This is a genomic window from Exiguobacterium sp. s50 (genome assembly GCF_018618175.1).
GTDB lineage: Bacteria > Bacillota > Bacilli > Exiguobacteriales > Exiguobacteriaceae > Exiguobacterium > Exiguobacterium chiriqhucha.
Map to the genome: position 1 here is coordinate 173,979 of NZ_JACSLP010000007.1, position 18,595 is coordinate 192,573.

General features: G+C 55.4%; 15 protein-coding genes. 3 read left to right on the forward strand and 12 right to left on the reverse strand.

The window, feature by feature from the left end; all coding sequences use genetic code 11:
- Window positions 1-21 precede the first annotated feature (21 nt).
- Window positions 22-795, forward strand: coding sequence for a CHAD domain-containing protein (locus tag KNP68_RS11570; protein ID WP_131472924.1), 774 nt, complete (start codon window positions 22-24; stop codon window positions 793-795).
- Here KNP68_RS11570 and glsA read toward each other — a convergent pair.
- Both glsA and KNP68_RS11580 read right to left on the reverse strand, forming a co-directional pair.
- Window positions 792-1,733 carry a glutaminase A gene (gene glsA, locus KNP68_RS11575; protein ID WP_021065217.1) on the reverse strand — a complete coding sequence of 314 codons (942 nt, stop codon included), beginning with the start codon at window positions 1,731-1,733 and terminating at the stop codon, window positions 792-794. The genes KNP68_RS11570 and glsA overlap by 4 nt on opposite strands.
- 58 nt (window positions 1,734-1,791) lie before the next feature.
- The gene (locus KNP68_RS11580) at window positions 1,792-1,965 is read right to left on the reverse strand and encodes a hypothetical protein (protein WP_165569465.1); all 174 of its coding nucleotides are present in this window, start codon (window positions 1,963-1,965) and stop codon (window positions 1,792-1,794) included.
- A gap of 110 nt (window positions 1,966-2,075) precedes the next feature.
- On the opposite strand from KNP68_RS11580, the gene hemG reads away from it, so the two are divergent.
- Window positions 2,076-3,440, forward strand: coding sequence for a protoporphyrinogen oxidase (gene hemG, locus KNP68_RS11585; RefSeq protein WP_214799626.1), 1,365 nt, complete (start codon window positions 2,076-2,078; stop codon window positions 3,438-3,440).
- Window positions 3,437-4,510 carry a TIGR04053 family radical SAM/SPASM domain-containing protein gene (locus KNP68_RS11590; RefSeq protein WP_214799628.1) on the forward strand — a complete coding sequence of 358 codons (1,074 nt, stop codon included), beginning with the start codon at window positions 3,437-3,439 and terminating at the stop codon, window positions 4,508-4,510. The genes hemG and KNP68_RS11590 overlap by 4 nt, the downstream gene beginning before the upstream one ends.
- A 38-nt stretch (window positions 4,511-4,548) precedes the next feature.
- Here the strand turns inward: KNP68_RS11590 and clpB are convergent, their stop codons facing one another.
- The 10 genes from clpB to KNP68_RS11640 form a co-directional block, all read right to left on the reverse strand.
- Window positions 4,549-7,140, reverse strand: a complete 2,592-nt coding sequence (gene clpB, locus KNP68_RS11595) for an ATP-dependent chaperone ClpB (RefSeq protein WP_058765687.1) — start codon at window positions 7,138-7,140, stop codon at window positions 4,549-4,551.
- An 18-nt stretch (window positions 7,141-7,158) separates the two neighbouring features.
- Window positions 7,159-8,025 carry a DnaJ C-terminal domain-containing protein gene (locus KNP68_RS11600; RefSeq protein ID WP_021065212.1) on the reverse strand — a complete coding sequence of 289 codons (867 nt, stop codon included), beginning with the start codon at window positions 8,023-8,025 and terminating at the stop codon, window positions 7,159-7,161.
- A gap of 140 nt (window positions 8,026-8,165) precedes the next feature.
- A complete protein-coding gene (locus tag KNP68_RS11605; protein WP_214799630.1) occupies window positions 8,166-9,338 on the reverse strand; it encodes a CamS family sex pheromone protein in 1,173 nt (390 codons plus the stop codon).
- 141 nt (window positions 9,339-9,479) lie between these two features.
- Window positions 9,480-11,345, reverse strand: a complete 1,866-nt coding sequence (locus KNP68_RS11610; protein ID WP_214799632.1) for a DUF7507 domain-containing protein — start codon at window positions 11,343-11,345, stop codon at window positions 9,480-9,482.
- Window positions 11,346-11,580: 235 nt separating this feature from the next.
- Window positions 11,581-13,575, reverse strand: coding sequence for an NAD-dependent DNA ligase LigA (gene ligA / locus KNP68_RS11615; protein WP_214799634.1), 1,995 nt, complete (start codon window positions 13,573-13,575; stop codon window positions 11,581-11,583).
- A 9-nt stretch (window positions 13,576-13,584) separates the two neighbouring features.
- Window positions 13,585-15,801, reverse strand: coding sequence for a DNA helicase PcrA (gene pcrA, locus KNP68_RS11620; protein WP_021065208.1), 2,217 nt, complete (start codon window positions 15,799-15,801; stop codon window positions 13,585-13,587).
- A gap of 38 nt (window positions 15,802-15,839) precedes the next feature.
- Window positions 15,840-16,517, reverse strand: coding sequence for a heptaprenylglyceryl phosphate synthase (pcrB, locus tag KNP68_RS11625; RefSeq protein WP_214799636.1), 678 nt, complete (start codon window positions 16,515-16,517; stop codon window positions 15,840-15,842).
- 93 nt (window positions 16,518-16,610) lie between these two features.
- Window positions 16,611-16,847 (reverse strand): hypothetical protein, encoded by a 237-nt coding sequence (locus KNP68_RS11630; RefSeq protein ID WP_021065206.1) that lies wholly within the window; start codon window positions 16,845-16,847, stop codon window positions 16,611-16,613.
- A gap of 12 nt (window positions 16,848-16,859) precedes the next feature.
- The gene (locus KNP68_RS11635) at window positions 16,860-18,242 is read right to left on the reverse strand and encodes a TrkH family potassium uptake protein (protein WP_131472919.1); all 1,383 of its coding nucleotides are present in this window, start codon (window positions 18,240-18,242) and stop codon (window positions 16,860-16,862) included.
- Between the two features lie 36 nt (window positions 18,243-18,278).
- Entirely contained in the window at window positions 18,279-18,584 is a 306-nt protein-coding gene (locus tag KNP68_RS11640) for a YerC/YecD family TrpR-related protein (protein WP_021065204.1), read from the reverse strand.
- Window positions 18,585-18,595 lie beyond the last annotated feature (11 nt).

The following is an 18,595-nucleotide window of genomic DNA, read 5'->3' on the forward strand; positions in this document are numbered from 1 at the left end:
TTTCAGAAAGGAAAAATTAGAATGAATCAACGGAATGCGGAAAAATTAAAATATGAGCTGTTAGAGACGTGGAACACGTTCAATCATTATATGACCGAGGCGCTCACGTTTCAAAACAGTGAAGATATCCACCAAGCCCGGGTCCATCTACGCAAGCTATTGACGTTCATGCAACTGTACGACACGAAGCCTTCGACGTATCGTCAATTGAAACAGTTGATGGAGGCGCTCGGTGCGGTGCGTGACGGAGATGTCCTCCTTGAAGGATTTGCCGTCGAGACCGAGCTCGATCAAGCTTTTGTTGAGCATGTCGAAACACAACGGGCCAAGGACCGCACGCTGTTGAAAGCGCGTGTGACCGAAAAAATGACGCCTTCGCTTGACCAGCAAGTCCGTCGCTTCATTGGCGGGCAGCTGTTCCGCGCCTTTCGCAAACAAGACGCGGCGGTGTTTCTCGATAAAGCCAAAGCCGACCGCAAGCGGCGCATCGCGACCCATCACGCAGCGACGAAACGGAACGACCGGCTCGATACCCTCCACAAAGTCCGGCTCGCCGTGAAGCGGGAGCGCTATTTGAATGAGTACTTATTGAACTATGAGCCGAGCGCCTCAAAAGACCAAGTTCAAAAACTGAAGCGGCTCCAGACCGAACTTGGTGATATGAATGACCGGCATCAGCTGTTGTTGCGCTGGACCGATTTCACGCCGCCAGCCGCCTTGACCGACGACTATAAAGAAGTCGTCCAGAAGCTGCACACCCGACTCGACGAATCGGTCGACGCCATCAAGCTTTAGCGCGACGTGTAGCGTTCGACGAGCAGTTCAAGCAACTTCATCCCGGCAATCGAGTTCCCTTTCGAGTCGAGGGCGGGACCGAAAATCCCAAAGCCGACATCACTCAATCCGAGCTCGTGTTTGCCGGTCGCGAGAATCGCACCCGACACCCCGCTCTTTCCAGGCAGGCCGACACGGACGGCAAATTCACCCGATGCGTCGTACATGCCGCACGTCGTCATGATGGCTTTGACGATACGGACGACGCGACGCGGAATCAATTCCTCGCCTGTGACCGGGTCTTCGCCGTTACCGGATAGAATCCGGCCGATGCGAGCCAAGTCAAAACAATCGATTTCGATGGCACACTGTTTCGTATACACATCGATAATCTCATCGACATCGCCCTCGACGATTCCGTGATGGCGCATGAAATAGAGCAAGGCCCGGTTCAAGTCGGTCGTCTCGTATTCCGAGCGAGCGACTTTTTCGTTATACGTGACTTCCTCGACCGGGACATCGAGCAACGTCGCCAAAAATTGACGGAACTGATAGATTTTCAGCTCCGCCGTGTCCCCTAAAATCATGCTCGTGACCGCGAGCGCCCCGGCGTTAATCATCGGATTGAGCGGTTTCGATGGCACCGTCTCTTCAAGTTTGGCAATCGAGTTGAACGCATCCCCCGTCGGTTCCATGCCGACTTTCGAGAACACGTAATCTTCCCCGAACTCCATCAAGACGTAACAGAGCGTCAACGCCTTTGACACGCTTTGAATCGTGAACTTATGATGGACGTCCCCCGCATGAATATAAGAACCATCAGGTAGGCAAATCGCCACGCCGAGCAAATCATCTTGTACATGCGCGAGCTCCGGAATATAGTCGGCGACTTTTCCTTGTGCTGTGTACGGACGACACTCGTCGACCAAATGCGCCAACTGCTGTTCCAATACGTTCATCCAATCACCCCATGTCCGATAGTTTTTACCCGGGTCATCTTAACATATTTGAAGACGGTTAACCATCAAGTGGACCGTCTTCCTTATCCGGCTTATACCATTCCTCGTCGGCCCATATGACCGATGGGCTGTCCTCGTCACCTTCGAGCTTCTCACCATGCCGATTCATCGAGACGATGAACGCGATAATACCGACCACGACGACCGCCGCCGTTATCCCGAACCAAATCATAGGTGGTCCTCCTTCCAATCGTGACGAATTTGTCTAGAACCGTGTGAGACTTATCCTATGTCTACGTCAACATTCTCGGTACCGTTAGTAGGAATACTACATAGAAATGGGTGAATGGATTGAACAAGATTGCAATCATCGGTGGAGGGATTACCGGCATGGCCGCCGCGTATTATGCAAAACAGACGGGAGCGCATGTCACATTGTATGAAGCAAGTGACCGGATTGGCGGAAAAATCAAGACCGTTTATCGAGACGGCTTCGTCTTAGAATGTGGGCCGGACGGATATATGGCCCGTAAGCCGACATTGACCGAGCTGATCACCGAACTTGGGCTTGACGACGATCTCGTCCGGTCGATGATCGGGACCTCGTACATTTACGTCCGGAACCGACTGCGACAGATGCCCGCCGGTTCGGTTATGGGCATCCCGACCAAGTTCTGGCCGATGGTCAAGACGGATCTGTTCACGTGGCGCGGCAAGTTTCGGGCCGGTATGGACCTCGTGTTGCCCCGCGTCTATGCGGGATCAGATATCTCGCTCGATACGTTCTTTCGGGCCCGGCTCGGGTCGGAAGTCGTCGAGGCAATGATCGAACCGCTCCTGTCTGGGATTTACAATGGTACGCTCGACGATATGAGCATCGAGTCTACTTTCCCTCAGTTTATCACGATTGAACAAAAAACACGCAGCCTGATTCTCGGTATGAAAGCATTGACACCTCCTGTCCAAGCCGGTGTCAAACCGCGCGAGGCCGGTAAATTTTTATCGCTCGGCCAAGGGCTTGGTGTCTTGATCGAGGCGCTCCGTCCATCGATTGATCGCCTCTGTCTCGGGACACGGGTCGCGGCAGTCCGGCCCCATGAAGTGGTGCTCGAGGACGGAACGGTCGAGTCGTTTGACGGCATCGTGTTAGCCTCCTCGCCGAACGCGCTCGGCCCGCTCCTCGGTCTCCCAGAAGCGGAACGGTTGTCGTCATTGAAACGCACGTCTTCCATCACCGTGCTCGCGGCGTTCGAGAAAGCAGACGTCGAGGCACTCGACGGGACGGGTTACGTCATCGCCAAGGGCGAAGGCAACGCCTTGACCGCTTGTAGCTGGATGCATAAGAAATGGCCGCATATGGCACCCGAAAACAAGGCGCTGTTACGCGTCTACATCGGCTCCGCGTTCGTTCCCGACCTGTTGACGGAATCCGACGAGACGATTGCCGATTTCGCGCTCCGTGAGCTTCGAAAAATTCAACACGTCGGTAACCCGATCTTCACGAGAGTCGAGCGTCACGTCGACACGATGCCGCAGTATGAGGTCGGCCATAAACAATACGTGCGCGCGTTCGAGGAAACATTGTCCTCCCTCGACGGCGTCGAAGCTTGTGGGGCGATTTTGCACGGCGTCGGTCTCCCCGACTGCGTCGACTCGGCCAAACAAGCCGTCACCCGCATCATGGCAAGACAGGTGGTGTCCGTATGAAACGAATCGACTACAACGAGAATCCGTTCATCGTCATTTGGGAAGTGACACGCGCCTGTGCACTGTCATGCGTCCATTGCCGGGCCGAGGCTCAGTTCCATCGTTATCCGGGTGAACTCGACACCGCCCAAGGTAAGGCGCTCATCCGCGACATTCATGCGATGGACAACCCGATTCTTGTCTTCACAGGTGGCGACCCGCTCATGCGCGAAGACTTGTTCGAGTTGACGGAATACGCCGCCTCGCTCGGAATGCGCGTATCGATGACCCCATCGGCAACGCCACGCGTGACCCATGACGCCGTCAAACGGGCGAAAGATGCCGGATTGACGCGTTGGGCGTTCTCGCTCGACGGTCCGGACGCCAAGTCACACGACTATTTCCGGGGTACCCGCGGCAGTTTCGAACGGACGTTGCGCGGCATCTCTTATTTCCGGGAAGAAGGCATGTCATTCCAAATCAATACGACGGTCACGGAATATAACGTCGATCAACTCGCGGACATCGCCAAACTCGTCGGTGAACTCGGTGTGTCGGTGTGGACGCTGTTCTTCCTCGTGCCGACCGGCCGCGGGTCGCTCCTGCAGCCCATCTCCCCAGAACGGCATGAAGAAGTACTCCGCTGGGCGTTCGCTTTGCAAGAACACGTCCCATTCATCATCTCGACGACCGAAGCCCAGTTTTATCGGCGCATCGCCCGGCAAGAGAACTTAAAACGAAAACAAGTTGGATTGTCGCCCATCGGCCATCCGCATGACGATCTCGCCAAGGCACCCCGCGGCACGAATGACGGGAACGGTTTCGTGTTCATCTCGCATACGGGCGACGTGCAGCCGTCCGGTTTCTTACCGATTACGTGCGGCAACGTGAAACAAACACCGCTCGCCGAGATTTACCGGCACCACCCGGTTTTTAAATCACTACGCGATCCCGATACCCACCACGGAAAATGCGGCTACTGCGAGTATCGTTACGTATGCGGCGGCTCGCGGGCTCGCGCTTATGCCGTCACCGGCGACTATAAGGCCGAAGAACCGTACTGCATCTATCAACCTGCACCTATCTCATAAACAAAGAGCGCCGGCATCAGCCAGCGCTCTTTCAATGTTTAATGCGTCACCGTCGCAGGACGAAGCGTCAACTCGTCGTTCTCGACATCGATGACGACCGTCTGGCCGTCCTCGATATCTCCGGCGAGAATGCTACGGGCAAGTTTCGTCTCAATCGTCCGTTGTACGTACCGGTTGATTGGACGGGCCCCGAACTGTGGCTCATACGCCTCGTCGGCGATAAACACTTTCGCAGCATCCGTGATCTCGATTTGAATCGAGCGCGCCGTCAAGCGACTACCCATGCGCGCGACCGCTTTCTCGACGATTTGGCCGATTTGAGCCCGCGTGAGCGGATGGAACAAAATCGTCTCATCGACCCGGTTCAAAAACTCGGGACGGAAGTGGCGGCGGAGCCGCTCGATGACTTGGCGTTCTTCCGCCTCATCGATGACACCATCTTTCGCCGCTTCGAGCAAGATGTCGGCCCCGATGTTCGATGTCATGATGACGATTGTGTTTTTGAAGTCGACGACACGTCCGTGCGAATCGGTCAAGCGACCATCATCGAGCAGTTGCAGCAAGATGTTGAACACATCGGCGTGCGCTTTCTCCACCTCATCGAGCAGGAGCACCGAGTACGGGTTGCGGCGGACTGCTTCCGTCAACTGGCCGCCCTCTTCATAGCCGATATAACCTGGAGGCGCCCCGACGAGACGCGACACGGCGTGTTTCTCCATATACTCGCTCATGTCGAGACGTACGATATGGTCTTCCGAGTCGAACATCGCCTCGGCGAGCGCTTTCCCGAGTTCGGTCTTCCCGACACCCGTCGGTCCGAGGAACAAAAACGAGCCGATCGGACGGTTCGGATCTTTAATGCCGGCTCGAGCCCGAATGACGGCATCACTGACGAGGCGAATCGCATCGTCTTGTCCGAAGACACGTTGATGGAGCACCGTCTCGAGGTTGAGCAACTTGTCTCGCTCTCCTTCGGTCAATTTCGTCACGGGGATCCCCGTCCATTTCGAGACGACCTCGGCGATCTCTTCCTCGGTCACTTCTTCGCGGACGAGTTCACGTGTCACCGAACCGGCGAGCCGTTCCGCTTCCGCGAGTTCACGCTCGAGTTCCGGGATACGGCCATATTTGAGCTCGGAGGCCCGGTTCAAATCATAGCGGCTCTCAGCTTCTTGCAGTTCGAGCTTCACTTTCTCCAAGTCGCCACGGATGTGTTGCACGCGATGCGTCGACTCTTTCTCGTTCTCCCAACGGAGTCGGAGCGCGTCCGACTGTTCGCGAATCGAGGCGAGTTCTTGTTGCAGCGCATCGAGTCGTTTCTTCGAGGCGTCATCACTTTCTTTCTTCAAGGCCGCCTCCTCAATCTCGAGTTGCATGACGCGGCGTACGAGTTCATCGAGTTCGGCCGGCATCGATTCCATCTCCGTCCGAATCATCGCACACGACTCATCGACGAGATCAATCGCCTTGTCCGGCATGAACCGGTCGGTGATGTAGCGGTTCGATAAGACGGCCGCTGCGACGAGCGCGTTGTCATGAATGCGGACACCGTGGTGAATCTCGAAGCGTTCTTTCAAACCGCGCAAAATCGACACCGTGTCTTCGACGTCCGGTTCGTCGACGAGCACTTGTTGGAAACGGCGCTCAAGTGCCGGGTCCTTCTCGATATATTGGCGATACTCATCGAGTGTCGTCGCGCCGATGCAGTGGAGTTCGCCGCGGGCGAGCATCGGTTTGAGCATGTTCCCGGCATCCATCGCCCCTTCGGACTTGCCGGCCCCGACAATCGTATGCAGTTCGTCAATGAAGAGGATGATTTTCCCTTCCGCTTCTTTCACTTCGTTCAAGACAGCTTGGAGCCGCTCTTCGAACTCACCGCGATATTTGGCCCCGGCGACGAGCGAACTCATATCGAGGCTGAAAATTGTCTTATCTTTCAAGCTTTCCGGAACGTCACCGCGAACGATGCGTTGGGCGAGCCCTTCGACGATCGCCGTCTTCCCGACACCCGGTTCTCCGATTAAGACCGGATTGTTTTTCGTCTTCCGACTCAAGATGCGGATGACGCGCCGAATCTCGCTATCACGCCCGATGACGGGATCGATTTTGCCGGTCTTCACTTCTTGAATCAAGTCGCGGCCATACTTCGTCAAGACGTCATACGTCGCTTCCGGCGACTTCGACGTGATGCGCCGATTTCCGCGGACGGCGACGAGCGCCTCGCGTAGTTTCTCTTCGGTCACACCTTTGCGCTCGAGCATGCTTTGCGCTTGGCTCTTATTCATAATGATGCCGAGCAGGACGTGCTCGACCGAGACGTACTCGTCACTCATACCGGTCGCTTCCCGCTCCGCCGTTGTCAACACGTTCAACAGCGAGGCCGAAATCATCGGCGTCGTCGGCGTTTGAAGCTTCGGTGCGTTCTTGAGTGCCATCGCGACCTCGGCCTCAATCTCGGCGACGCTCAGCTCCATTTTTTGCAGTAGGAGCGGCGCGATGCCGTCCGTTTGTGAAATCATCGATGCCAAGACGTGCCATTCGTTCATCTCGCTATGGTGGTACTGTTTCGCAAGTGCCTGCGAACTGACGATGCCTTCATGTGCTTTATCGGTAAATCGATTGAAATCCATTCTGCTTCCTCCTTAGGCTCAACGTTCGAGTTGTTCGTAAACAGATCGGTGGCCGGCGTCTAGCGGCAAGTCGACTTCGAGTTGGACGAAGAGATCCGACCGTACTTTCGAGGCGGTCATGAACCCGCGCCCTGGGATGCGCATCCGTTGACCCGGGCGTGACCCCGGTTTCACTTTCAGTTTGACCCGGCCACCATCTAATGTCGCCACGACGACTTCTGTGCCGTCGAGGAAAGCGAGCGGGCGCAACCGTTTGACGGTAATGACGTTCGCTCCTTCTCGACGGTACGTATCATCATCCGTGAAATGCAGCTCAACGTACACGTCGCCGCGGTCACCCGCTTGTCCGACCTTGCTGCTCTTACCTTTGAGCCGTAACTTTTGCCCTTCGTGGGCGCCTTGCGGGATTTTCACGTTGACCGTTCCCGTCTGGAGACGCAGACTCACTTTGGAATCAGACGTCAATTGACTGAGTGGGACGTTGACACGGACCGTCTCATCGAGGTCTTCTTCGACCGCTTGATTAAAGAAGCTACCAAACATGTCCTCGAACCCGAACGTCCGCGACGTCGTCCGTGACCCGCCGCCAAACTGACGGAACAAGTCTTCGAACTGGGCCGATCCTTCCCCATATCCGTCGCCGCTGTAAGTCCCTCCGCCGAACGTCGGTCCTTCTGGACTGCCATAGCGGTCATAGTTCGCTTTCTTATCAGGATCACTCAGCACATCGAACGCTTCTTGGATTGCTTTGAACTTATCCTGCGCGCCCGAATCTTTGTTCACATCCGGATGGTATTGTTTTGCCAGTTTTCGATACGCTCGCTTAATGTCTTGGTCGGACGCCTCTTTCGGCACGCCAAGGACGTCATAATAGTTTTTTGCCATCTCGTTTCACCTCACCTATTTCTTTCCCGATTCTGTTAAGTCTATTCTACCGATTTGGTCAAAGAAGGTCAAAGAATTTCCTCGTTACTTAGCATACGAAAAAAAGAAGGCATTCGTTTCATCACGATGCCTTCTTACGATTAGAAATATACTCTCGGACTGTCCATGCCTTCTTCGAACACGATGGTCACTGCTTGTTGGCCACCGAGTGAGGTGACGTTGATGCGAACCGGTACGTTCCGGTTGTACTCCCACCGGTTCTCGAGCAGACCGACGACGTGCTGGGTGAACCCGACGAGCTCGGCCCGGCTATAAAACTGGATGGGGATGTCGATTTCGATTCGTGACAACTCGCCGTTTTGATAGAAGCCTTTTCCAATCATTCCGCTGAAATCCGGGAACACATCGGCAATCCGGTCACTGAAGAGGGAGAACTTTTGGGCATCGTCGCGCACTTCGGTCGTCGCCGTGGCGGACGGGAAGTAATAATAGGTCTCATCGATGGCGGTCCAGTCGTTCGCCGCCACTTCATTGGCTGAGCCGACGAATGCCGATTTGATATAGTTCCCTGGTGTCGGTGAACCTTGCGGCGCTTTCATATACAACGCGACGTTAATATCGAGGTCTTTAAAGTCCTCACGTTTCCGCAACTGGGCGACGAGTTCATTCGCCATGCGTTCTCCTTCAGCGATGACTTTCTTCTCGTCCAACTTTTCCGTATAGGTCGGACCGAAGTTCGGCGCTTGGAACACGTACTCTTGATTCAAAATCAAGGCGAACGACACACCGCCGAGTTGATACCCACTATCCGTTTTCGTCATATAGTTTTGTTCGACGAGCGACGCCAAATAGAGTGGCGACTTTTTGTTCTCTTCGACGAACTGCTCCTCGGCCACTTCGGCCGTGCCGTTCGCATACGCCGGGTTGAGCGGGACGAGTCCTTCCGACGTCTTGTCTTTACGGCCAAGCAGACGCGAGACGTCTTCACTCGTCAACAGCTGTCCTTCTTGATAGGCGTACTTCTCCGGGTCGAACGCGCCGGTCGAATGACGCATGAGGCCGAGCTCCACTTCTTCGAGTTCGAGCGATGAGCTGACTTGACGTTGAGCTAGTCCTCGAGCCGCCGCCGGTTTGAACGGAATGACCATCTGGTAATACGAATCGCGCGCCTCAATCGCTTGAGTGACCCCTTCGGCTGCCGTCTCTTCGCCTGTCGGTGCGACTTCTTCTTCCCCCATCGGGATTTTCATCGAGCACCCGCCGAGAAAAACGGTCGCGGCGAGCGTTGGGATAATCAATTGTTTCCATTTCATCTATGTCTGAACTCCTTTAATGAATCGATTCGTTACACTTCGTCCATTATAACAAAATCGTCCGTTGAAAAAAGTGTCGAACCGGAATCAGTGCTAATTCACAGCAAAACACCCTTCAACTGGCGTTGAAGGGTGTCCACGTCACGCTTTCATGGATGGACGACGTCGATGCGTCAAGAACAGGAGGCCGAGCACGATCAAGACGAGACCGAGTGCCGTTGCCCACGTTTTTGTCGTGCCGGTCATCGGGAGGGTCGCCTGGTCTGGCGTCACCGGAGTCGTTGGTTCCGGCACATAGACCGATTCATCTTGGTCATCACGGTCATCGGCGTCCGGTTTCGGAATAGGTTGCTTCACGTGCACGGTCGCCTCCGCCGCGCGTGACACACGCGCCTCACGGTTGACTTCGAACGTGAACGTCGTCCGGTTCGTGAGCACCGCACCGGCCCGCACATCATAAGAGGGCAAGAGCACTTTCTCCATCTCGAGCACGACTTCTTCGCCGGGGACGAGTCCGTTCTCGACTTCAGCCAGGGCACGCATGCCGTCTCGGAGTGTATCGGTCGTCTCGCGCTGTTCCTTCACCGTCAACGCCCCGCTCGTCCATTCGTCGAGGACATCGACGAAATACAACGTGACGTTCGACGTGTTCGTGATCGTATACGTATAGCGAATCGCCTCACCAGGATGCACCACTTCGGGACGCGCCGTCTTCGTGACGGTGAAGTCGGCTTGATTCAATAAGACGATCTGTTGGCTCTCCGCATCGATGACCCGGCCGAAAGCATCGGTCGCCGCGACGCGGAACACGTTCCCGATTTCAGGAGCGTTGGTCCGGTCGTAAGCGCTAGGAATCACTAAGTTGACGGTCGTCTCGACCCGTTCTCCGGCGAGCAGCCCGTCATCGCCGACGAGTGCCAATAAACGCTCGCGGATGTTGGCATTGAACGTGTCGACCGCCTCGGTGTCGATGTCGCCGCTAAAGAACTCATCTTCGATGGATGTGATCGTGAGCGCCGTCTCACCTGTGTTCTCGATGACGAACGTATACGGGATCATCCCGCCGACGACGGCTTGGTCAATGTTCGCTTCTTTGCCGACCTCGAGGCCGATCGTCTCGTTCGCTACGACCGTGACGTTCGCCTCCGTACAAGCTGGTGGCACGGTCTCATCTTCGACGCCGATACAGAACGTATTCGTCACGACGGTCTCACTCGTCACATCTGGTGCGAACGTGTCGAACTGAATCGTCGTCGTCCCGACCGGTATCGTCGGGAACGTCCAATTGAAAGCGGGTGGTCCGCTCACGGTCGTCGGGGCGACTGAGCCTTCCGGACCGAGCACTTCGACCGAATCCGCGACGACGGTCAACGCTTCGGGCACCGTGTTGGACACAGACAAGTTCTCAATCGGAGCGCCTGTCACATCGATGACGAGCCGATATGTCACCAAATCCCCGCCTAACACACGCTCGATCGGCCCGTCGGCACCGAGCACCAATTGATCGATTGCAACCGCTGGGCTAGCAGAGGGCGCGGCCACTTCTTCGGTGACAGGTTCCTCTAATGATGGCTCCGGTTCAACGAGCGGAGGCTCGCCCGGTGTATCGACGTCCGGAACCGTCTCCGTCCCGTCATCACCCGGTTCGCTTGACTCACCTACAAGTTCCTCCATCTGGAACGCATAGACGGCGTTCGGGAATGAATAAGGAACACCGGCACCGTCATACAAGGTGATTTGGTCGATTGTCGTCACGTCGACCTCGGTCGCGTCAATCATGAACCGCCAAATCGTTGACGTCTCACGCGCCCCGTAATACGTGACGTCCGCGTAGATGAGGCTCGCGTCATCGTATGCTTCGATTTCTTCGGGGCTCAACTCAATTTGTGCATAAATGGGTGTCGGTGTCATCGTCGTGTTCGCGTAACTTCCATGCGGTGCCCACATGCCAATCAATACGAGGACGAATGTAATGAGTGCGATGAAACGTCGGTTGGTGCGTTGCATGATGGTCCCCTCCTCTAAGGTGTCTGCCGAACTGTGGCGTCTGCGATGACACGCTCCGGCACGGGAGAGGGATGGAGGGTGAGTGTGCGCGAGTCGTGGTGTAAGGTCTTGGTGTCAAATAAGTATTTGTAGATACTAATCATTACCCGTCCCATGAGGGCACGAACCTGCTCGAGACCGGAAACGTTTAAAAATCAGGTCAATGAAAAAAGGCCCTCCCTCAGGAGGACCTCATTCACGATTGGTCGGCTAAGAAGGCGAGCAACGCCGCCTCATCCCACACTTCGATGCCGAGTGACTCGGCTTTCGTCAGTTTCGAGCCCGCCTTCTCGCCGGCGACGAGGAGGTCGGTGTTCTTGCTGACGCTGCCCGTGACGCTCGCACCGAGCAATTCAAGTTGTTTCCCGGCTTCGCCACGTGTCATCTCATGCAGTTTCCCGGTCAAGACGATCGTCTTCCCGGCGAGCGGTGCATCGGCGTCGACCGGTCGTTTCGCACCTTTGAACGTCAGATTGACACCTGCCGCTCCGAGGTCACGGACGAGGTCACGAGCTTCCGGCTTCTCAAAGTATAAGACGATCGATTCAGCCATCTTCGTACCGATACCATCGATTGACGTCAACTCGTCGATCGATGCCTCCATGACCGCCTCCATCGTCTCGAACCGTTCCGCAATCAACGCGGCCGCTTTTTGTCCGACGAGGCGGATACCGAGCGCGAACAAGACACGCTCGAGCGAGTTCTGTTTCGACTGCTCAATCGCCGCGAGCAAGTTCGTCACCGACGTTTCGCCCATCCGGTCTAGCGCGAGCAGCGCATCCCGGTCGAGACGATATAGGTCGGCCACGTTATGGACGAGGTCAGACGCATGGAGTTGCGTAATCACTTTCTCACCGAGCCCATCGATATTCATCGCCGGGCGCGATACGAAATGAATCAGCCCTTCGAGCAGTTGGGCCGGGCATTCCGGATTGACGCAGCGGTGGTCCGCCTCGCCCTCTAACCGGACGAGTTCAGATTCACAAGCTGGACAATGCGTCGGGAAGACGATTTCCGTCTCCTCCCCGGTCCGCTCACTGACGAGCGCCGAGACGACGGCCGGGATCACGTCCCCCGCTTTCTTGATGACGACACGGTCTCCGATGTGAAGGTCCTTCTCTACAATGAAGTCCTCGTTATGGAGCGTCGCATACGTCACGGTCGACCCTGCGACCGAGACCGGTGCAAACCGCGCACGCGGCGTGACTTTCCCGGTCCGCCCGACACTAAAGTCGACGTCTTCAATCGTCGTCACGACTTCCTCGGCCGGGAACTTATACGCGACGGCCCAACGCGGACTCTTCGCCGTGAAGCCGAGCTGTTCTTGCTCTTCGTAAGCTGCGACTTTGATGACGATGCCGTCAATCTCGTACGGCAACTCCGACCGCTTCGTCACATACGTTTCAATATAGTCCCATAACTCATCGGCCGTATGACACGTCGTGTATTCTTGGCTGACGGCAATCCCGAGACGGCGCAAATATTCGAGCGACTCGTCATGCGAGGCGACGAGATCGTCCGTCGAGACGAGCCCGTAGGCGAAGAACGCCAAGTTCCGCGACGCCGCGATTTTCGAGTCGAGCTGCCGGAGCGAACCTGCCGCCGCATTGCGTGGGTTGGCGAATAGTGGTTCGCCGAGGCGTTCCCGCTCGTCGTTCAAATGTTCGAACGACCGTTTCGGCATGTACGCCTCACCGCGCACCTCGAACGTGACGTCCTCGTTCAACCGGAGCGGAATCGAGCGGATCGTCTTCAAGTTTTGCGTGATGTCTTCCCCAGTCGTCCCGTCCCCGCGCGTCGCGCCACGGACGAGCCGACCGTCTTCGTATTTCAGCGACACGGCGAGCCCATCAAACTTGAGTTCGGCGACGAACAGCGGACTATAGCCGAGATCTTTCTCAATCCGTTCGACCCATTCGACGAGTTCTTCTTTGGAGAAGACGTTCCCGAGCGACAGCATCGGCGTGTCATGTGTCACTTTGACGAACGCATCGAGCGGGACGCCGCCGACACGTTGCGTCGGTGAATCCGGACTCCGGAGTTCCGGATAGTCCGTCTCGATTTCAATCAATTCGTTCATGAGACGGTCGTATTCCGCATCTGGGACACTCGGTCGGTCGAGCACATAATATTCATACCCGTATTGATTTAACTTTTGACGAATCGCTTCAACGCGTTCTGCCATCTCCATATGATCACCTCACGCTTTTTCGATTGGGGCAAACTTGGCGAGCAGGCGCTTGATGCCGACGGCCGGGAAAGCGATATCGAGCTCGAGCTGATCGCCTTCGCCACGCGTCTGAACGACCGTGCCTTGTCCCCATTTCTTATGATTGGCCTTGTCCCCAACGTTCCAACCGATTGATTCGGCGCCGGACGACTGGGCAAGTTTTGGTTTCGGTTTCGAGCTGAAGCCGTTCACAGGAAGTTTCCCCGGCGACTCGACTGGATTCCATGGCATCGGCTTCTTCGCTTTGCCCGATCGCTCCAAGAGCGTCTCTGGCAACTCGTGCAAGAAGCGCGACTCCGGGTTGTTTTGGAAACGCCCGTACAACATGCGGGACTGGGCCCGTGTCAAATAGAGACGCTTCTCGGCCCGCGTGATGCCGACGTACGCGAGACGGCGTTCTTCTTCCATCTCTTCCGGGTCGTTCAAGGCACGGCTGTGCGGGAACAACCCTTCTTCCATCCCAATCAAGAAGACGACCGGGAACTCAAGTCCCTTGGCCGAGTGTAGCGTCATGAGTGTGACTTGGTGTAACTCGTCGACTTCTTCGAGCGTGTCGAGGTCCGAGACGAGCGTCAAATCGGTCAGGAAGGCGACTAGTGTCTGCTCGTCACTCTCTTTCTCAAAATTTTGGGCGACCGAGAGGAACTCTTGCAAGTTCTCAAGGCGGCTCTCGGCTTCGAGCGTCTTCTCGATTTTGAGCATCTCTTCGTAGCCTGACTTCTTCAACACTTCTTCAATCAATTCCGAGATGGACAAGTAGTCGGCCATTTGACGCAAATCGACCATCAATTGACGGAACTCGGCGAGCTTCGTCGCTGTGCGCGGCGCAATGCCCGACAGTTCGATGTCACGAATCGCTTCCATGAGCGACACGCCTTGCATCCCGGCGAAGTCGCCGAGCTTATCGACCGTCGCGGCGCCGATGCCGCGCTTCGGTTCGTTGACGACACGGACGAATGAGATGTCCTCGTCTGGGTTGGCGATTAAGCGCAAATACGCCAAGATATCCTTGATTTCTTTTCGTTCATAGAACTTCGTCCCGCCGACCATCTTATACGGGATGTTCGACTTGAGGAGCATTTCCTCGAGTCCGCGCGATTGGGCGTTCGTCCGGTACAGGACGGCCATCTCGCCGTAATCGATGCCTTCTTGGCGGAGCTCCTTCATCTGATTGATGATGAAGAACGCTTCATCCCGGTCATCCGAGGCGACATGCAAGAGGAGTTTCTCGCCTTCGACGTTCTCGGTCCAGAGCTGCTTGTCTTTTCGACCCGAGTTGTTTTGAATGACACCGTTCGCCGCTTCCAAAATCCGCTTCGTCGACCGATAGTTTTGTTCGAGCAAGATGACGTGCGCGCTCGGATAATCCTTCTCGAACGTCAAGATGTTGGCGATGTCGGCGCCGCGCCAGCGATAAATCGACTGATCCGAGTCACCGACGACACACAGGTTCTCATGCGCCTGCGCGAGCAGCTTGACGAGCGTGTATTGGGCCCGGTTCGTATCTTGATACTCGTCGACGTGGATGTATTGGAACTTCTTCTGATAAAACGCGAGCACGTCCGGCGCTTCTTGGAACAACTGAATCGCCTTCATGATCAAGTCGTCAAAGTCGAGCACGTTGTTCTGCTTCAATTTCTTCTCATACGCCGTGTAGACGTCCGAGATGACTTTCTCGTACGGGTTGTTGCCGACGAGTGCGGCCGCATCTTGCGGCGTGCGGAGCTCGTTCTTATGGTTCGAAATCATACCGAGGAGCGTCCGCGGCTCATATTTTTTCGGGTCAAGGTTCAACTCTTTAAGCACTTGTTTGATGGCCGTCAACTGATCGGACGAGTCGAGAATCGAGAAGTTCCGGTCATAACGGATTCGATCGATGTCACGCCGCAAAATCCGGACACACATCGAGTGGAACGTCGAAATCCAAATATCGTCCGCGACGCCACCGACGAGGCGGGCGATCCGGTCTTTCATCTCGCGAGCCGCTTTGTTCGTGAACGTAATGGCGAGAATGTTCCACGGCGCGATTTGTTTCGACGCCATCAAGTAGGCGACGCGATGCGTCAAGACACGTGTTTTCCCAGACCCTGCCCCGGCCATGATGAGCAACGGGCCGTCCGTATATTTGACCGCCTCCGCTTGCGGAGGGTTCATGCCTTTGACTAATTCTTCACTCAAGTTATACATAATCGTTTCCTTTCCCTATCCAAACATTTGTTCTTATTTTATCGGAGTGCCGCGACAGTCGCAAGCGCTCCTTCGAAATTGTCATAAATCACATTGCCGACGACGATCGTATCCACGTGCTCGGCCATTACTCGGGCCGACTCGTATCCGGTGATACCGCCCCCATAAAACAGATGGGCGTCCGGCACTGCCAGTCGCACTTCTTGGACGAGCTCGACCGATCCGAACGTGCCGCTATACTCTACATACAAGGAAGGCAGGCGGAACAAGCGATGTCCCGCTTCCGCATAGGCGATGGCTGTCTCGATGGACAAATCGGTCTTCGCCTCGGTCACGTGGGCCACTTTCGCATCTGGATTCAAGACGATATACCCTTGTCCGGTCACGTCAGCGTGAAACAAGTGTCCGTATCGTTCGAACGCTCTCGTTTGATGACCGATGACCCAGTCCACGGTGCCCGCGTTCAAGACGGTCGGAATGAAATAGTGGTCGAAGCCTCGAATCACTTGCTCGGGATGGCTCATCTCGAGCGCGAGCGGGATGCCGCATCCTTCGAGACGAGTATAGAGCGCGAACGTGTTTTCCGCGTCGACCCCATCCGTCCCACCGATGAGGAAAGCGTCCGTGCCCGAACGGATGAGCGCTGCGAGCGCCGAATCATCGAGCGGTTTATTCGGATCAAGTTTAAAGACGTGGCGCCACGATTGAAAATCCATTCGGCTTCCCCCCCATTCGATACCTTCTCTAGTGTAGCGATTTTTCCCGTCGCTTGCATCTGTTGAACAAAAAAAGACTTGCCGAGGCAAGTCTCAAGCACGTCTGGCGTGCGTCTTTTGTTCGCGGGCCGTCATCCATTTGGCGACGACGAGTGCGAACAGTCCGTAAACCGGGATGAACCAGAGCGGATTGGCCAAAAAGAAGCCGAGCACTGGAATCTCGAGTAACGGTGAATCTGGCGAGCAGAGCGCTGTTCCGTTCACGACCGCGATGAACGGTAAGACCGGGACGGCGAACACGTAACCAAAGTTGATCCAAAAAGCCTTCATGATCTGAGCTCCTTAGCCTAAGATGATTGATTCTTTCGGATAGTTGTACATCCGTTTCGGCTGTCTCCGCTGCAAAATCAAGATGAAGGCGATGACACCGATTCGACCGATGAACATTAAAATCGTGAGTACCCATTTTCCGACGTTACTGAACTCTGCCGACAGACCGACCGACAAGCCGGTCGTTCCGAACGCCGAGCACGCCTCGAACAAGATGCGGGTAAGCGATGCGTCTTCAAAGAAGGTGAGCACCATGACCCCCGTGAGCAGGACAGCGAGTGACACCGTGATGATGACGAACGCTTTCCAAATATCCTCGAGCACAATCTCGCGCCCGAAAATTTTGATGGACGAGTCCCCGCGAATGAACGCGACGACCCCGAGCACGGCGACGGCGAACGTCGTCGTCCGAATCCCCCCGCCGACCGAGGACGGGGACGCCCCGATGAACATCAGAATCGATAACAATAACATACTGCCTTCCGAGAACAGGTTGACGTCTACCGTCGTCAAGCCCCCGTTTCGCGTCGTCACGGACTGGAACAAGGAATCCGAGAGCGCGAGCCAGAGCGGTAAACCTTTGAACGCGTTATTATATTCAAATAGAAACAAGCCGACGGTCCCGACCGCGATCAATCCGAAGAACGTGGATACCGTCAATTTCGTGAACAACGAGAAGCGGCGCGGGAAATTCTCACGTTTCCGTATAATCCGGTTCGTCAAATAGGTGCGAATCTCGACGAGGACCGGGAACCCGATGGCGCCACCGGTCATGAGCGCGATTTGCGTAAAGATGACGAACGGGTCTTCCCGGAACGGCGCGAGCGAACTGCCGGTGATATCGAACCCCGCGTTCGTCGTCGCACTGATCGAACCGAACAGCCCTTGCAGGAACGCCTCTCTGGCCGTATCAAAGTAATTTAAGTAATGGATTCCGAGCATGATTGCCCCAATCGCTTCAATCGTGATAACGGTGATGACAATTTCCGCAATATACTTCACGATTCCAGACATCGACGTCTGGTTCTGGTCCCGTAAAATCAGCTGACGCTCACGAAAGCCAATCCGCTTTCCGAGCAAAATCCACATGATGACGTGCAAACTGATCAGACCGACCCCGCTCACTTGAACGATGAACAGGATGATGAACAGCCCGAACGTCGAAAACGTATCCGTCACGACGATTGGCGTCAAGCCGGTGACGCTGACACAGCTGACCGCAAAAAAGACGAGATCGGTGAATGTGATCGTGACACCCGGCTGTCGCGCAATCGGTAAGGCGAGCAAAATGACAGACAACACGACCGCCGCGCTGTAAATCAACACGAGTGTCTGGACCGGTGTCAGCTTCCGGAAGAACAGCTGTAAATTTCGTTTCATAAACTTGTCTTGCATCTCGCCCCTCCTCTCCCATCAAAAACAAGATGACTCTTACGAGTCACCTTCTGATTGTTTTAGACGTTCAAGGGCAAGATCATAACCGCCAGACCCGTAGTTCAAGCAACGCTTGACGCGGGAAATGGTGGCTGTCGAAGCACCTGTCGCTTCTTCAATTTTATGATATGTGCTACCTTCACGAATTTGACGGGCTACTTCAAGCCGTTGGGCGAGCGCCTGTACTTCGTTCACGGTCGCTAAATCTTCAAATAGTTGATAACAATCTTCGAGTGTATCGAGCTTCAAAATCGCCTCAAATAGCTGATCGAGCTCTCGTCCTCGTAATTTATCGAGTTGCATCCGCAAGCATC

What these genes read in the sequence shown, in the direction of transcription:
- KNP68_RS11570 (WP_131472924.1), top strand. Translation starts at nt 22, where the DNA reads ATGAATCAACGGAATGCGGAAAAATTAAAATATGAGCTGTTAGAGACG.
- glsA (WP_021065217.1), bottom strand. Translation starts at nt 1,733, where the DNA reads ATGAACGTATTGGAACAGCAGTTGGCGCATTTGGTCGACGAGTGTCGT.
- KNP68_RS11580 (WP_165569465.1), bottom strand. Translation starts at nt 1,965, where the DNA reads ATGATTTGGTTCGGGATAACGGCGGCGGTCGTCGTGGTCGGTATTATC.
- KNP68_RS11590 (WP_214799628.1), top strand. Translation starts at nt 3,437, where the DNA reads ATGAAACGAATCGACTACAACGAGAATCCGTTCATCGTCATTTGGGAA.
- clpB (WP_058765687.1), bottom strand. Translation starts at nt 7,140, where the DNA reads ATGGATTTCAATCGATTTACCGATAAAGCACATGAAGGCATCGTCAGT.
- KNP68_RS11600 (WP_021065212.1), bottom strand. Translation starts at nt 8,025, where the DNA reads ATGGCAAAAAACTATTATGACGTCCTTGGCGTGCCGAAAGAGGCGTCC.
- KNP68_RS11605 (WP_214799630.1), bottom strand. Translation starts at nt 9,338, where the DNA reads ATGAAATGGAAACAATTGATTATCCCAACGCTCGCCGCGACCGTTTTT.
- KNP68_RS11610 (WP_214799632.1), bottom strand. Translation starts at nt 11,345, where the DNA reads ATGCAACGCACCAACCGACGTTTCATCGCACTCATTACATTCGTCCTC.
- ligA (WP_214799634.1), bottom strand. Translation starts at nt 13,575, where the DNA reads ATGGAGATGGCAGAACGCGTTGAAGCGATTCGTCAAAAGTTAAATCAA.
- pcrA (WP_021065208.1), bottom strand. Translation starts at nt 15,801, where the DNA reads ATGTATAACTTGAGTGAAGAATTAGTCAAAGGCATGAACCCTCCGCAA.
- pcrB (WP_214799636.1), bottom strand. Translation starts at nt 16,517, where the DNA reads ATGGATTTTCAATCGTGGCGCCACGTCTTTAAACTTGATCCGAATAAA.
- KNP68_RS11630 (WP_021065206.1), bottom strand. Translation starts at nt 16,847, where the DNA reads ATGAAGGCTTTTTGGATCAACTTTGGTTACGTGTTCGCCGTCCCGGTC.
- KNP68_RS11635 (WP_131472919.1), bottom strand. Translation starts at nt 18,242, where the DNA reads ATGCAAGACAAGTTTATGAAACGAAATTTACAGCTGTTCTTCCGGAAG.
- KNP68_RS11640 (WP_021065204.1), bottom strand. Translation starts at nt 18,584, where the DNA reads ATGCAACTCGATAAATTACGAGGACGAGAGCTCGATCAGCTATTTGAG.